Raw genomic sequence first — 15,653 nt, 5'->3', positions numbered from 1 at the left:
ACGCCGACGATCCGTTCCTCACCATCGGAAACGACGTCTAAGCGCCCCCCTCGCGATCCCGGTGGCGTGCCAGACATGTCCCGCACCCCCCGATCACCCTCGCACCCCGTCACGCCGGAAGGCGCTCACACCACGGATCGAACGCAGAGAGCGCACGGTTCCTCTGCGCGCGGGTGACCGCGGCAGGCACGACTCCGCCGACGCCTCGCGGCAATTGAACGTTTCAAAACAGCGAAACCTGGCGCACGCTCCATGGCTCTCCCGCACGTCAGCACCCTCATCGGCGCGCCACGCAACTGGCCCTGGGATCCGCCGCATTGATGCACGACAGGCCGAACAAGGTGCCAGGTGATCGGTTCTTGTGAGAAGCCTTGACGCTCCATGTGTCCGCATCTACCGTCTCCCGGCAGCGACTTTAACGATTCAAAATGCTCGGCGATCCCAGGTACTGACCCCCACCCGAAGGGAGCCCCGCGCGTGCCCGCACAGCGCGTCCCCGCCACTCCTTCCCGCCGTCAGATCGTGTTCGCGGCATCGACGGCCGCCGCCGTCACCGCACTGCCCTCCCCCCTGAACCCGTCCGCCCGGGCGGACGCTTCCGAGACGACCTCCAAGCCCACGTCCGCGGTCGCCTCCGCGGCGGACCCCGTGAGTGCGGGGAGACCGGAGGCGGAGCCGCTCCTCGCCGCCTTCCCGCTCTCCGAGGTGCGTCTGCTGGAGAGTCCCTTCCTGGACAACATGCGGCGTACGTGCGCCTATCTCCGGTTCGTCGACATCGACCGGCTCCTGCACACCTTCCGCGGCACCGTCGGCCTGCCCTCCACCGCGGAACCCTGCGGCGGCTGGGAGGCGCCCGACGTGCAGTTGCGCGGGCACACCACCGGCCATCTGCTCAGCGCACTGGCCCAGGCGCATGCCAACACCGGTGACACCGTGTACGCCGACAAGGGCCGCGCCCTGGTCTCCGCGCTGGAGCAGTGTCAGCGGGCCGCGCCCTCGGCGGGATTCCACCGCGGATACCTGTCCGCATTCCCGGAGTCGGTCTTCGACCAGTTGGAGGCGGGCGGCAAGCCGTGGGCCCCGTACTACACCCTGCACAAGATCATGGCCGGACTGCTCGACCAGTACCAACTGAGCGGCAACGCGCAGGCGTTCCAGGTCCTGCTGGAGAAGGCGGCCTGGGTGGACACGCGGACGGCGCCGCTGTCCCGCGAGCGGATGCAGACCGTGCTGAAGGTCGAGTTCGGCGGCATGAACGACGTACTCACCCGGCTCTACCAGGTCACCGGCGACAGCGCCCATCTGCGCACCGCCCAGCGCTTCGACCACGAGGACCTGTACGCGCCGCTGGCCGCCGGCCGTGACGAACTCGCCGGCCGGCACGCCAACACCGAGATCGCCAAGGTCGTCGGCGCCGTCCCCGGCTACCAGGCGACCGGGGACTCCCGCTACCTGGACATCGCGGACACCTTCTGGACGACGGTCGTCCGGCATCACTCCTACGCCATCGGCGGCAACTCCAACCAGGAACTCTTCGGTCCGCCGGACGAGATCGTCAGCCGGCTCTCCGAGGTGACCTGCGAGAACTGCAACAGCTACAACATGCTGAAGCTCGGGCGGCAGCTCTTCCTGCACCGCCCGCATCGCGCGGAGTACATGGACCACTACGAGTGGACCCTCTACAACCAGATGCTCGGCGAGCAGGACCCTGACTCCGAGCACGGCTTCGTCACGTACTACACGGGTCTGTGGGCGGGTTCCCAACGGCAGCCCAAGGGCGGCCTCGGCGCGGCCCCCGGAAGCTACAGCGGCGACTACGACAACTTCTCCTGCGACCACGGCACAGGGCTGGAGACGCACACGAAGTTCGCCGACAGCATCTACTTCCGCGCCAAGTCGCCCCGGGCGACGCCCACTTTGTACGTGAACCTCTTCATCCCCTCCGAAGTGCGCTGGTCCGAGGCCGGAGTGACGCTCCGTCAGCAGACGGAGTATCCGAAGGGCGACCGGACGCGCCTGACCGTCGTCCGCGGCACCGCGCGGTTCACGATGCGGATCCGGATCCCGTCCTGGGTGGCCCAGAGCGGTCGTACGCCCACCCTCAAGGTCAACGGCCACCGGAGCGCCGCGCCCCTGCGACCCGGCAACTACGCCACGGTGGAACGCCTTTGGCGAGCCGGCGACACGGTCGAACTCGTACTGCCCCGCGAACCCGTGTGGCGTCCCGCGCCCGACAACCCTCAGGTGTCCGCGCTGTCCTTCGGCCCTCTGGTCCTGGCGGGGGAGTACGGCGACACCGCCCTGGCCACCCTCCCCACCGTCCTGGCCGACACCCTGCGGGCCGTTCCCCGGAGGCCCGCCGAGTTCACCGCCGTCGCCGACGGACGCACCGTCACACTCCGTCCTTTCCACGAGGTCCACCACCAGCACTACAACGTGTACTGGGCCCACACCCCACGGCGGAGCCGGGAGCGGGACATCGCCCGGTACCCCCTGCTGGAGGGCAGCGGTACGACGGCAGCCGACACCACCGGTTCCTTCGGCGACGCCTCGCTCGCGGGCGGTGCCGACTGGACGACCGACGACGGCGTCACCGCCGTGCGGTTCGACGGGGTCAGCGGTCATCTGGCGCTGCCGCCCGGCCTGTTGAGCGGCCTGGACGAACTGACCGTCAGTGTCCGCGTGCGGATCGACAGCCTCGCCGCGTCCGCCCGTGTCTTCGACCTCGGCTACCACAAGGAGACCTACCTCTTCCTCGCCGCGACCACGGGCGCGGGGCGCGCCCGCGCCGCGCTGAAGATCGCCGGTATGGAGGCGGAGGACGTGGTGGACGCCGCCGAGCCGCTGCCCGTCGGCCGGTGGACGCATGTGGCCCTGACGCTCGGTGGCGGCACCGGAGTGCTGTACGTCGACGGCGCGGAGGCCGGCCGCAACACCGCGATGGTCAGCGGTCCGCTGCTGCTGGGCGCGACGAGCCGCAACTATCTGGGGCGGTCGCAGAACACCACCCACCCGTATCTGCACGCCGCCGTACGCGACTTCCGCCTGCACAACCGGGCGTTGAGCGCCGCGGAGGTGGCACGGCTGGCCTCCGGCTGAGCCGCAGGCACCGCTCCGCTCCTCCGACGGTCCGCCCAGGGACCCGCCCGGCCGGCTCACGGGACCGGCCGGTCCCCGCCACGCCGTCCGCCGACCGCCGCCCGACGCCGACGCCGGCGCCGATGGAGAACCACATCGCGCTCCCGTACCGCGGCACATGCGCCCATCGCGGCGCACGCGTTCACGGCCGTACCAGCACTCGCCCGCACCGCATCGGAAAGGTCATCCATGCCCGCACCACAGTCCGACCACCCGCTGCCCAGACGCACCTTCGTCGTCGCCGCCGGACTCGCCGGCGGCGCGCTCGCGGCGGGGCTGCCCGCGACTGCCTGGGCGGCGGATCAGGCCGTCGCGGCGGCACCCGCCGAGCTCGCCCGCCGCGGTTACTCCGCAGCCGGTTTCGCCGACCCCGCCAAGGACAGCCGGCCCACCGTCTACTGGTACTGGAACGGCCCGGTCACTCCCGACCTGGTGGACCGTCAAATGGCCGACCTGCGCGCCAAGGGCATGTACGAGGTCGTCCTGTTCTCCTTCGACAACGCCGAGATGCAGCCCGCCTTCTTCACCGAGGAGTGGTTCGACATCGTGGGCCACGTCCTGCGCACCGCCGAGCGCACGGGCATGCGGGTGTGGCTGTTCAACGACGACCACTTCCCGAGCGGCCGGGCCGGAGAGTACATCGTCAAGGGAGGCACGGTCGGCTCCCGCACCTACCCGCCCCGGCCGGACCTGCGGCTGAAGGCCCTGTGGCGGTCGACCACCGTCGTGGAGGGACCGGTCACCTTCGACCTGCGCCGTAGTACGGGAGTCGGCGTGGAGGCCGGCCACTTGGTCGCGGACGCGGGGGTGCTCAACGGCTCCGCCGTGCTGCGGGGCGGGGAGAGCTGGACCGACTGCACGGTCAGCGGCAGCGCGAAGGCCGACCGCACCGCCGCCGAACTCGTCGTCCGCGCCACCGCCGACGGTCTCGGCGGATACGCGGTCGGTTTCGACCAGACCGGTGTCGTCACCGTGCTCCGTCTGGAGCAGGACACCGAGCCCGCGCTTCTGCTGCGCAGCACCCGCACCGACGGATTCAACAAGACGAAGTTCCACACGCTGGCCGTCTCCGTGCGCGGCGACGGCCTGTCCGTCACGCTGGACGGCCGGGACAAGGGCACCGTCACCGACGACCGGTACGCCTCCGGAAGCGTCGGCGTGCGCGCGGTCGGGGACGAGCGCGGTCTGTGGGACAGCCTGTCCGTCACATCGGCCGACGGCGGCACCCTGTACACGTCGTCGTTCGACACCGCGGACGCAGCCGAGGACTTCCCCGAGCGTGCCGCCCTGACCCCGAAGGCCGTCGCCGCCGCGGCCCGGCCCGTGGCCTCCGCCGACGCCTCCGACGTCGTCGACCTGACGAGCCGACTCGACAGGGACGCCAAGTGGCAGGTACCGGCCGGTCGTTGGCAGGTCGATCTGTTCGGCGGCATCCCGCTCGTCGACGACAGCCAGGGCTACAGCCGCAGTTACGTCGACCTGCTGGACGACGAGCCCGTCAAGCTGTTCCTCGACATCGTGCCCGGCGAGTACCACCGCCGTTTCGGCCGGTACTTCGGCACCGTCGTGCCGGGGTTCTGGGACGACGAGCCGTTCTTCGCCTCCGCCGAGGCGCACTTCAAGCGGCTGCCGTGGTCACCCACGCTGGACCGGGCGCTGCGCGACGTGGGAGTCGCACCGGGCGTGGCGTACGCCAGTGCCTTCGACGACCTCGGGCGGCCTGGCCGGATCGCCCGCGGCCGGTACTGGCAGGCCGTGTCCAACCGGTTCGCACGGTACTTCGAGCGGCAGTCCCGCTGGTACGACGAGCGCGGGGTCGCGTTGATCACCAATCCCCTGTACGACGAGACGGCACCGGCCAAGCGGATCCCCTCGACCGGGGACCTGCACAAGGTCAACCAGTGGGCACAGGTGCCCGGCGGCGACATCATCACCGCCGAGTACGTGGCGGGGGAGCAGACCATGCTGCCCCGCAACCCGGTGTCCGTCGCCCATCAGATGGGCCGCGACCGGACCCTGATGGAGATGTTCGGGAACATGGGCTGGCAGGTCACGCCCTCGTTCGTGCACGTGACGGTCGGCGCCCAGGCGGCCCGTGGAGTCAACCTGACGGTGCTGCACGCACTGTGGACCGACGAGACGCTGGTCTACTTCCCGCCGCCGTTCGGCCCCCGGGCCCCTTGGTGGTGGGCGATGAAGCCGCTCGCCGAGTGGATCGGCCGGCTGATGGAGGTGGCCCGCGGCACCTCCGCCGCACGCACCGCACTGCTCCAGCCGCAGCGCGCCGCCGAGCAGTGGACCGGCACCGACCGGCAGGGCGAGGTGGACGGCGCGCTCTCCGACGCCGCCTACGCGCTGGAGCGGGCCCAGGTCGACTTCGACCTCGTCCACGAAGGCGCGCTCGCCGGTGACGAGCAACTGCTGTGCCGGGCCAGGGTGTTGGACGGCACCCTCGCCGTGGGCGCCGCCCGCTACGACCTCGTGGTGCTGCCGGCCACGGACACGCTGGACGCCGCCTGTGTCCGTACGCTGGCCGCTTTCGTCCGCGCGGGCGGCACCGTCGTAGCGGTCGGTGACCTGCCAGCCGACGACGCCGACGGCAACGACCGCTCGCTGGCCTGCGGACTGTCCGACCTGTTCGGCGACGCGGTGCCCGGCAGCCGTCGGCACGGTGGAGGACAGGCCGTACGGGTGGCGGACGTCTCGGGTCTGCGGGCGGCGACGCACGAGGCGGGGGTGGCCGCCGCGGTCCTCGAACCGGCCGGTGACGCGGTGCGGGTGCTCCGTGTCGCCCGGGGTACGGACACGGCCTTCCTGTTCAACAACGAGAGCGGCAGCGCCGTGGAGACCACCGCGACCCTGCCCGTCGACGGCGCGCCCGAGCTGTGGAACCCGCTCACCGGCGACACCGGCCCCGCCCCGCTGTACCGCACGTCCAAGCGGGGCATCCATCTGCCCGTCCCGCTCGCCCCGTACGAGACCCGGATCGTCGTGGTCCGGCACCGGTCACCGGCCGCACCCCATCTGACCTCCTCACCGCTGCCCGTCCTCGCCGTGAGAGCGGCCGGTCGTTTCCTGCGCGTCAGCGTCGAGGCGTCGGCGCCCGGCACGTACCGGCTCACCGGCACCGCCGACGGCCGCGTCTACGAAGGCACGGTGCGCGTGACGGATCCACTCGCTCCGCTCGCCGTGACAGGCGACTGGACCCTCACCCTGGAACGCGCCGGCGCCACACCCGTCACGGGCCCCCTGGGCAGCTGGACCGCCCATGACCCGCTGTTCTCCGGCAGCGGCACCTACACGATCACGGTCCCCCTGGAGCGCGCCTCGCTCGACGGGCGGCGCGTCCTCCTCGACCTCGGCGATGTGCGCGACGTCGCGGGCGTGACCGTCAACGGCACCGCGCTGGAGCCCCTGTTGTGGGCCCCCTTCGCCGTCGACGTCACCGATCACCTGGTCGCGGGCGACAACCTGCTGGAGGTCCGGGTCGCCAACACCCTGTCCAACGAGCGCAACAAGCCGCTGCCCTCCGGGCTGCTCGGCCCGGTGACGTTCCGCTTCCGCCGCCGTGTCACCACCGACCTCCCCCGCGTGTGAACCGCCGCAAGGATTCCGATCGGTCCCCACACCCCCGAAGGATCACCATGCCCCGACCCAGCGGACGCGGCCGCCCTCGCCGAGCCCTCGTCCTGCCCGCCGCCCTGACCGCGTTCGTCACCGTGCTGGCCGCCGCGGTCGGCGCCGACGCCGCGGCGGAGACCACCATCACCCCGACCGGCCTGAGAACCCAGCACCTGGACCAGGCGCTCGGCATCGACGACACCACCCCCGACCTCAGCTGGCGGACCACCGCGCACGCCGCGAACGCCCTGCAGGGCGCCTACCGCGTACAGGCGGCCAGCTCGCCGCAGCGGCTGCGGTCCGGGCGTCCCGACCTGTGGGACTCCGGCAAGGTGGCGTCGGCCGTGCCGGAGACGACGTACGACGGCCATGCGCTCGGCTCCCGGACCCGGGTGTACTGGCGCGTCATGCTCTGGTCGCAGGGCGGCAGGCAGGCCTCCCGGTGGAGCGACCCGGCGGTCTTCGAGACCGGCCTGACCCGGTCCTCGGACTGGGGCGCGGACTGGATCACCCACCCCGACTGGCAACTGAGCCGGCGCGGTATCGAGCCGGTCGTCGTCAAGGTGCCCCGCACCACGGCCCGTTACGTCCGCCTGGACGTCACCCGCCTCGGCCTGCCCCTGGAGGAGGACTTCCCCGACCGCACCTGGCGGCTGCAACTCGGCGAGATCGACGTCCGTGACTCCGTCACCCAGGCCGCCGGTCTGGCCAAGGGCGCCGCCGTCACCGCGTCGGAGAGCAACACGGTGCGCAAGACCTGGGAGCCCGCCCTGGCCGTCGACGGTCTGCCCAACAGCGCGCTGCAGACCGCGGCCGGCTACTCCAGCGCCGCCCACGGCTCCGCGGACGTCGCCGGGAGTCCCGTGACCCTGATCCTCGATCTCAGGACGGCCAGGACGTTCGACGAGGTCGCCCTCTACCCGCGGGCGGACGTCCTCACCGACGACGGCCGCGTCCCGGACTTCCCCACCGACTACGCACTGTCCTCGGGTGACGCGGCGGACGGGCCGTTCACCGGCCTGGCGCGGGTGACCGGCGGGAAACCGCCCACGCCGTACCTGCCGGCCGGACTGCCCCTGCTCGCACAGGACTTCGCCCTTCCGCGTGCCGTGCGCAGCGCCCGCCTCTACATCGCCGGGCTCGGCGTCTACGACGCCACCCTCAACGGGAAGCCGGTGGGTGACGCGGTCCTGGAGCCCGCCAACACCACCTACACACGACGCGTCCAGTACGCCACCTACGACGTCACCGACCGGCTGCGCGCAGGCGCCAACACCATCGGAGTCGCCCTCGGCAACGGCATGGCCAACGTTGTCAGCACCGCCGACCGGTACCGCAAGCTCTACGGGAACATCAGCGATCCCAAGCTCATCGCCCGGCTGGAGGTGACGCTCGCCGACGGCAGCGTCCGCACGGTGACGAGCGGCGGCGACTGGCGTGCCACGCTCGGTCCGACGACCTCCTCCAACTGGTACGGCGGTGAGGACTACGACGCGGGCCGCGAGATCGCGCACTGGGACGAGCCGGCCGGCGACCGCTCCTCGTGGGACCGGGCCGTCACGGTGGCCGCCCCGGGCACGGAGCAGGCCCCGGCCGTGCTGAGCGCACGCGAGACGGAACCCGTCCGGAACGTGGAGACCCTCACCGGCACGGAGGTCGACGGCGCCGCGGGCAGCCGCGTCTTCGACCTGGGCCGCAACATCGCCGGCTGGCCGGAGATCACGATCGGCGGCGCCCCTGCCGGGACCGCGATCCGCATCTACCCGGCCGAGAGCCTGAAGGACGGTCACGCCTTCCAGTCCATCAGCAACGTCGGAGCCCCGCTCTGGGACGGCTACACCACCGGCTCCACCCGCACCGCCACCTGGCACCCCACCTTCAACTACCACGGCTTCCGGTACCTGGAGCTGAAGGGCGTGCCCGCGGGCGCGACCGTCACGGTACGAGGACGGGTCCTGCGCACCGACAACGCCTCCGCCGGTGACCTCACCACCTCCGACCCGCTCATCAACGGTATCCACGCGCTGATCCGCCGCGCCGTCGAGGGCAACATGATGAGCGTCCTCACCGACTGCCCCAGCCGGGAGAAGCTGGGCTGGCTGGAGCAGGACCAGCTGGTGTTCCCCGCGCTCGCCGCCAACTTCGACATGGAGTCCCAACTCCGCAAGATCGTGCGGGACATGGCCGACGCGCAGACCGAGGACGGGCTGATCCCGAGCACCGTGCCGGAGTACACCAGCCTGCCGGGCGCCTACCGCAACGACTCCAACTGGGGCGGCGCCTTCGTCCTGGTGCCCTGGCAGCTGTACACGACGTACGGCGACCTCGACACCCTGCGCACGTACTACCCGCGCATGCGGCAGTACGCGGCCTTCCTGGCCGAGCAGGTCTCCGGCGGAATCCTGGACTACGGTCTGGGCGACTGGTTCACTCCCGACCGCACCTTCCCGCGGGCCGTGGCGGGCACCTACGGCTACTGGCGTGTCGTGGACACCATGGCGCGGATCGCCGCACTCGTCGGCGACCGGACGGCGGCCGACGACTACCGGGCGAAGGCCGACGCCAGTGTCCGGGCGCTGTCGGACACGTACTACTCCACCGCGACGGGCACGTTCGGCGGTGGCGGCCAGGGCGCCGAAGCCCTCGCCCTCGACATGGGCGCCTACCCGGCGGGCGAACGGGACCGTCTCCTCGGCCACTTCATCTCCTCCGTCGAGACGGCCGGTGATCATCTGCTGCTGGGAGAGATCTCCCTTCCGGCCGCCTTCCGGGTCCTGTCCACCGCCGGACGCGACGACGTCATCGAGAAGACCGCCACGCGGACGACCAGCCCCAGCTACGGCTACCAGGTCCTGGCAGGCAACACGACGCTGGGGGAGTCCTGGGACGGTGGACCCGGGCAGTCGCAGAACCACTTCATGCTCGGCGCGATCGACTCCTGGTTCACCACGCGTGTCGCGGGCATCGACCAGACGCCCGACTCCGTGGGCTACCGCGAGCTCCTGATCGACCCGGCGGTGGCGGGCGAGCTGACCTCGGCCGCCGGTTCCCACCGGACTCCGTACGGCGTGGCGCGTACCTCGTGGCGGCGGACCGGCGACCGGTTCCGCCTGGGTGTCGACGTCCCGGCGGGCAGCACGGCCGAGATCCACGTCCCGGCGGCCGACGGCCGGGCACAGGCGCCGCTGGGCGCACGCCTGCTGCGGACCGGTGACGGAGAGGCCGTGTACCAAGTCGGCTCCGGCCACTGGGAGTTCACGTCGCTCATGCCGTCGTCCTGATGCCCGGGCCGCCTCCCTTACGGCCGTGTGACCGATGAACCGATCGCCATCCGCTATCCCGAACGGCGATGACCGTAGTGCCGGTACGCGGAACGCCGGCAGATCCCACGAGAGAAGGAGCACCGCACATGGCACAGCACCAGATGCCGAGACGACACTTCCTCGGAACCATCGGCGGCATCGGCGCTGCCGGTCTCGGCGGCGCGACGGTCGGCCCCGTGCCCGGCAGGCCCGCCGGGCACGGGGCCGGTCTGCCGTACCCGACGCTCCGGCGGCCGTTCGCCATGCCGGGCGTCAAGGAACAGGACTGGACCGGCGCGCTGTTCGTCGGCACCGGCGAGTCCCGGTTCGCCCTGCGGGTAGGACTGCTCACCGCACAGGGCAAGCTGCTCCGCGAGAAGATGACCAACTACCTCTGGCGGATCGGTCCGATGACACCGGACGGCGCTTACAAGGAGGTGCAGGTCACCACCGACGACCGGACGGTCATGCCGGCACACCTGGACGCGCTGCGCGAGGTGATCGCGCATCCCGACCAGTGGTCGCAGAGCGAAGTCACCGACGCCACGGCGAAACTTCCTCAACTGCAGGCGAAGTACGACCAGTTGCAGAGCGAGAAGCGCGCGATACGGGTGCGGTACGCCCGCACCGGCGACGGAAGCGGCCTGGTCGGCTCCGTCACCGCACTCGACGACGACACGACCGTCGTCCTCGAACTCTCCTCCCCCTGGGGCGAAGAGGCGTCCTTCGCCCTGGACGACGAGGCGATGACGGGCAGCGCCCCGGCCCTGCTGGACACCCCGCACACCGGCCACCTCCGGCTGTCGCCCACCGAACCCGCCGACCACAGCGGCACCTACGCCTCGGTCGCCGACATGACGGCGGCCGTGACCGGTGGCAGCGGCGCGCCGGGCACCGCCGTCTCCGCACTCGTCTACCGGCTCGGCAAGGGGCGGACCATCTCGTTCGCCGCCCGTGTCGACGACCGCCCGGTCGAAGCCCGGAGACCGGAGGCACACGAGGTGGAGCACGCCCTCGACACCGCCGGCGCACACGTCCGCGGCGGCAACCTCACCGGCTCCGGGCCGGTGGGGCGGGCGGCCGACGCCGTACGCGACGCGCTGTCCCTCAACACCAACTACGACCGTGACCGCCTGCGTACCTTCGTGATGTGGGGATGGGGCGGCGGAGGCGGCCTGTTCACCGGGTGGGACTCGGCCTTCGACGCGGTGGACGCGGCTCTCGTCAGCCGCCCGCTGGCCGTCCAGCACGAGACGGACGTCTTCGAGGCTCCCGCACCGCCCAACCAGGTCCCGCTCCAGGGGCCGCGCTACGACCAGCAGAACTCCGGGCCCATGCACGCGTACGCCGTGTGGCGGCTGTACACCAAGTTCGGCGACCGCTCGGTCCTGGAGAAGGCCTACCCCGCGCTCGTCACCTTCCACGACCTGCTGCCGGAGTGGGACGCCGACGGCGACGGCCTCCTGGAGACGCCCTACTTCGGCGACCGGATCGGCGGCCGCGGCAACCACCTCGGCCTGGACGACAGCCCTGTCTACGCCTCCTACCACCGCATCACCAAGCAGGGCGGCAGCGGTGACAAGCGCGACAACACCGACCTCACCGACGTGGCGCTCAACTCCTACTACGCGCTGCTCGCCGAGACCCTGGCGAAGATGGCGCACGTGCTCGGCAAGCCGCAGGACGCCACCCGCTTCGCTGCCCAGCACACCACGATCCGGCGCCTGCTCAACGACCGCCTGTGGCACTCCGAGAAGGGCCTCTACCTGAGCCGCTACCTCGACGGCACCTGGAACGAGGTGGTCACACCGACCGTCTTCTACCCTATGTTCGCGGGCCTCGCGACGGCCGAGCGGGCGCGGACCCTGGTCGGGCGCCACCTCCTGAACCCCGAGGAGTTCTGGGGTGACCACGTCGTCCCGAGCGTCGCCTGCAACGACCCCGCCTACTGTTCCGGCGGCCCCGTGCACCCGGCCTCCGAGCACTTCCGCTTCTTCGACCGCTACGGAGAGGGCAGCGCCCCGGAGCAGTGGAAGGGCGCCGTGTGGCCCCCGATGAACGCCACGGTCTACGACGGCGTCAAGCGGTACGGCTTCGACGACGTGGCCGCCCGGTTCGCCGCCCGGAGCACCGCGATGTACCTCGACGCCTGGGACAAGGAGAACTGGTTCCCGGAGTCCTTCGACCCGGAGCCCGGCCAGTCCGTCATGGACTCCGCCGTCGACACCGCATGGCGCACCTACTCCTGGTCCAACGCGATGCCCGTGCAGGGCCTGCACGAACTCCTCTCCGACAACCCCTGGGACGGCGACCCCTCGGCCCTCATGTTCGGCACGCTCGCCCTGCCGGGCACCAACACCCTCGCCAACGTGGAACTGCGCGGCCACACCTACGCCGTCTCCGCCGGACCCGACAGGACCACCCTCGTCCGGGACGGCCGCACGGTCTTCCGCGCCACCGGCGCCCGCGTCGCGGTCCGCAACTTCGTGCTCCACGGCTCCGGGGCCTCCTTCGACATCACCGCCGACGGTCCGGCCCGCGTGGAGGTGTTCGCCGAGGACGGCGGTGTCCGAGGGCGGAAGGTGCCCGCCGGCCGTACCCATGTCTCGCTCTGAGCGACGTCCCCTGCCCGACGAATCGACGACCTACGGAGAACCATGCCCGCCCTGGCAAGACGAACCGGAACGGCACGACGAACCGGCCCGGCGCGCCGGCTCCCCGCACGAGGCACACGTGCAGCACGGGCCATACGCGCCGTGTGCGCCCTGCTCATGTCCTGTCTGGCGCTCGTCGCCCCCTCCACGGCACACGCCGGCACCACCGGCGACGCGCCTTCGGCGCAGCAGATCACCGTGGACGCCGACGGGACCGGCCGGGTCTTCGACGGCATCGGCGCCATCAGCGGGGGAGGCGGCACCTCACGGCTGCTCGTCGACTACCCGGAACCGCAGCGCAGCCGCATCCTGGACTACCTCTTCAAGCCCGGGTACGGCGCCTCGCTCCAGATCCTCAAGGTCGAGATCGGCGCGGACACCAACTCCAGCAACGGCGCCGAGCCCAGCCACATGCGCACCCCCACGCAGGTCGACTGCGACCGCGGCTACGAGTGGTGGCTCATGGAGCAGGCCCACAGGCGCAACCCGAACATCCGCTTCTACGGCCTGGAATGGGGCGCGCCCGGATGGTTCGACGGTGGCTTCTGGTCCCAGGACAACATCGACTACCTGATGCGGTGGCTCGGCTGCGCGCAGCAGCACGACCTGCGCATCGACTACCTCGGCGGCTGGAACGAGAAGGGCTGGGACGCGGCCTGGTACGGGAAGCTCAAGGACGCCCTGGTGCGCGACGGCCACGGTGACGTCAAGGTGGTGGCGGCCGACAACGCCGGCTGGCAGGTCGCCACCGACATGAAGAACGACCCCGCCTTCGACGCCGCCACGGACGTCGTCGGCATCCACTACCCGTGCTCCGCCGTCCACTGCTCCAGTTCACCGGACGCCCTCAGCCTCGACAAGCCGCTGTTCGCCAGCGAGTCGGGCTGGAACAACTACCTCACCGGGGCGACCAGACTCGCCGCGGAGATGAACCACGAGTACGTCGACTCCCGCATCACGGCGTTCATCAACTGGCCGGCCGCGTACGCCTGGTACCCGACCGTCCAGATGCAGGGCAGTGGTCTTCTCCGTGCCAACGAACCGTGGAGCGCCCACTACGAACTCGGCCCGACACTGTGGACCATCGCCCAGACCGCGCAGTTCACGCGCCCCGGCTGGAGCTACGTCGACTCCGCCAGCGGCTACCTCGACGGCGGCGGCACCTACGTGACCCTCCGGTCACCGGGCCCGCGGCCGGCGTACACCACGGTGTTCGAGACGACCGGCGCCACTGCCCCGCAGAAGGTCGCCGTCACACCGACCGGCACGCTGCCGCGCGGCGCCCTGCACCGCTGGACGACCACCCTCGAATCCACCGACCCCGCCGACTGGTTCGTCCGGGGCGCCGACGTCGCTCCCGACGCGACGGATGGCCACGGCGTCACTCTCCCACCGGGCACCGTCACGACGCTGACCACCATGCCCGGCGGGAAGGGCGACGCCGTGGCGAACGCACCCCGTACGCGGGAAATGGCGCTGCCCTACCGCGACCACTTCGACGCCTACCGGACCGCGGCCACCCCGCGCTACCTCTCCGACATGGAGGGCGCCTTCCAGGTCGCTCCCTGTGCCCCCGCTCCGCAGGCCGCGGCCGGCAGCCGGGGGACTGGCAGGTGTCTTCGTCAGACCATCACGGCCCAGCCCACGAAATGGTCCAGGGTGGCCGCCCCGCTCACGTTGTCCGGGGACAGCCGGTGGACCGACTACACCGTCTCCGCCAAGGTGCTGATCGACCGCACGGGCACGGCCTCACTGCTCGGCCGCGTGGTGAACCAGCTCAACAACGTGGGCACCGGCCGCGTCAACGCCTGGGAGGGCTACTACCTCAAGCTGTCGGACTCCGGCGACTGGTCGCTCGAAGTCCTCGCACCTGACAAGACCACCCGAGTCCTGGCGAACGGCAGCCTCCCCTCCGCCGGAGCGGACACCTGGCACCGCCTCTCGCTCGGCTTCTCCGGAGAGACGATCACGGCCCGCGCCGACGGAACGGATCTCGCCCAGGTGTCCGACCCGACATACGACCACGGCCAGGTCGGCTTGGGACTGGACTCCTACACCGCCTCGCAGTTCGACGACCTGGAGGTGCTGACGCCTCATCACGCCTAGCCCGGACGCTCCACCGGCACCCGCCGACCTGCCGCGGTCGGGCATCGCGGCAGGAGGTGGGCCCCGCTTCGCCGCTCCGTCCTCATCGCACGGACGGACTCGGCGACGCCGTGCCGGTCGTCGGCGGGGTGAGGACGACCTGCGGCTGGCCGGCGACCGGAGGCGGCGGGGTCACCGATCGGGCCGGGAGTTTGGACGTGCTGGTCTCCTGTGCGATGACCTGACTGAAGTCGACCCGGCCGGTCTGCTCCAGCACCGTCACGTTGTCCAGGACGGTGTCGTTGGCGGCGTCCGCCAGAGAACGGACCAGGGAGTTCCTGGTGGTGGTGCGGATGCTCGCGATCGTGGAGAGGAAACGGCCGTCCGTCGCGCGCAGGATCGTGGCCATGTCGGTGGCGAACTGCTGGCCGCTGTCCCCGTTCAACGTGGTCACGAAGCCCTGCTGTTGGGGCGATGCCTGGTTCGGCAGCGTGATGGCCAGCTGCGCGGCGACTCGGCGGGACGCGGCGTCCAGCGAGGCATGTCCTTCGATCAGGTGCTGGGCGGCCGTCCTGACCGCCTTCGTCGTACCTTTCCGCAGGGCCATCTGACCGACGGGGTACTCCCACAGTCCGGCGGAGCGCACCTCGACCACGAAGTCCCGGTCGGCTTCGGTCAGGGGTCCGGTCGCCGGGGTGGCGATGACTCGCTCGGGCGCGCTGGTGACCTTCTGGAATCCGAGCATGGCCGGGTACAGAAGGGACCCGAGCGTGGCGACGAGCGCACCACCCACCATGAGGGTTCCCGCCGCTTTCCGTGAAACGAGCACTGTGTCTCCTGTCCTGAGGTCTTT

6 protein-coding genes are annotated in these 15,653 nt (G+C 71.2%); 5 read left to right on the top strand and 1 reads right to left on the bottom strand.

The genetic code is table 11. From position 1 onward, the window contains the following. The first annotated feature begins 477 nt into the window (after positions 1–477). The 5 genes from ACIPTO_RS20695 (at position 478) to ACIPTO_RS20675 (ending at position 14,821) form a co-directional block, all read left to right on the top strand. Positions 478–3,099 carry a beta-L-arabinofuranosidase domain-containing protein gene (locus tag ACIPTO_RS20695; RefSeq protein ID WP_401194216.1) on the top strand — a complete coding sequence of 874 codons (2,622 nt, stop codon included), beginning with the start codon at positions 478–480 and terminating at the stop codon, positions 3,097–3,099. 228 nt (positions 3,100–3,327) lie between these two features. Further along, a complete protein-coding gene (locus ACIPTO_RS20690) occupies positions 3,328–6,735 on the top strand; it encodes a glycosyl hydrolase (protein ID WP_401194214.1) in 3,408 nt (1,135 codons plus the stop codon). A 47-nt stretch (positions 6,736–6,782) separates the two neighbouring features. Continuing rightward, complete coding sequence (locus ACIPTO_RS20685) at positions 6,783–10,040, top strand: family 78 glycoside hydrolase catalytic domain (RefSeq protein WP_401194212.1); 3,258 nt, start codon at positions 6,783–6,785, stop codon at positions 10,038–10,040. Between the two features lie 128 nt (positions 10,041–10,168). Continuing rightward, positions 10,169–12,676: an MGH1-like glycoside hydrolase domain-containing protein gene (locus ACIPTO_RS20680; protein ID WP_401194210.1), complete on the top strand. Its 2,508-nt coding sequence runs from the start codon at positions 10,169–10,171 to the stop codon at positions 12,674–12,676. Positions 12,677–12,832: 156 nt separating this feature from the next. Beyond that, positions 12,833–14,821 carry a galactosylceramidase gene (locus ACIPTO_RS20675; RefSeq protein WP_401194208.1) on the top strand — a complete coding sequence of 663 codons (1,989 nt, stop codon included), beginning with the start codon at positions 12,833–12,835 and terminating at the stop codon, positions 14,819–14,821. Between the two features lie 82 nt (positions 14,822–14,903). Here ACIPTO_RS20675 and ACIPTO_RS20670 read toward each other — a convergent pair whose 3' ends face one another. Next, on the bottom strand, positions 14,904–15,596 hold the full coding sequence (locus ACIPTO_RS20670) for a DUF4142 domain-containing protein (RefSeq protein ID WP_401194206.1): 693 nt from the start codon (positions 15,594–15,596) through the stop codon (positions 14,904–14,906). Between the last annotated feature and the right edge of the window lie 57 nt (positions 15,597–15,653).

It is taken from the genome of Streptomyces sp. NPDC090083 (genome assembly GCF_044747445.1).
Taxonomy (GTDB): domain Bacteria; phylum Actinomycetota; class Actinomycetes; order Streptomycetales; family Streptomycetaceae; genus Streptomyces.
The sequence above is the reverse complement of the archived record's forward strand: the minus strand, read 5'-3'. Positions and strand labels throughout refer to the sequence as shown.

Coding starts and splice junctions, on each gene's coding strand:
- ACIPTO_RS20690 (WP_401194214.1), top strand. CDS start 3,328: ATGCCCGCACCACAGTCCGACCACCCGCTGCCCAGACGCACCTTCGTC.
- ACIPTO_RS20685 (WP_401194212.1), top strand. CDS start 6,783: ATGCCCCGACCCAGCGGACGCGGCCGCCCTCGCCGAGCCCTCGTCCTG.
- ACIPTO_RS20680 (WP_401194210.1), top strand. CDS start 10,169: ATGGCACAGCACCAGATGCCGAGACGACACTTCCTCGGAACCATCGGC.
- ACIPTO_RS20675 (WP_401194208.1), top strand. CDS start 12,833: ATGTCCTGTCTGGCGCTCGTCGCCCCCTCCACGGCACACGCCGGCACC.
- ACIPTO_RS20670 (WP_401194206.1), bottom strand. CDS start 15,596: ATGGTGGGTGGTGCGCTCGTCGCCACGCTCGGGTCCCTTCTGTACCCG.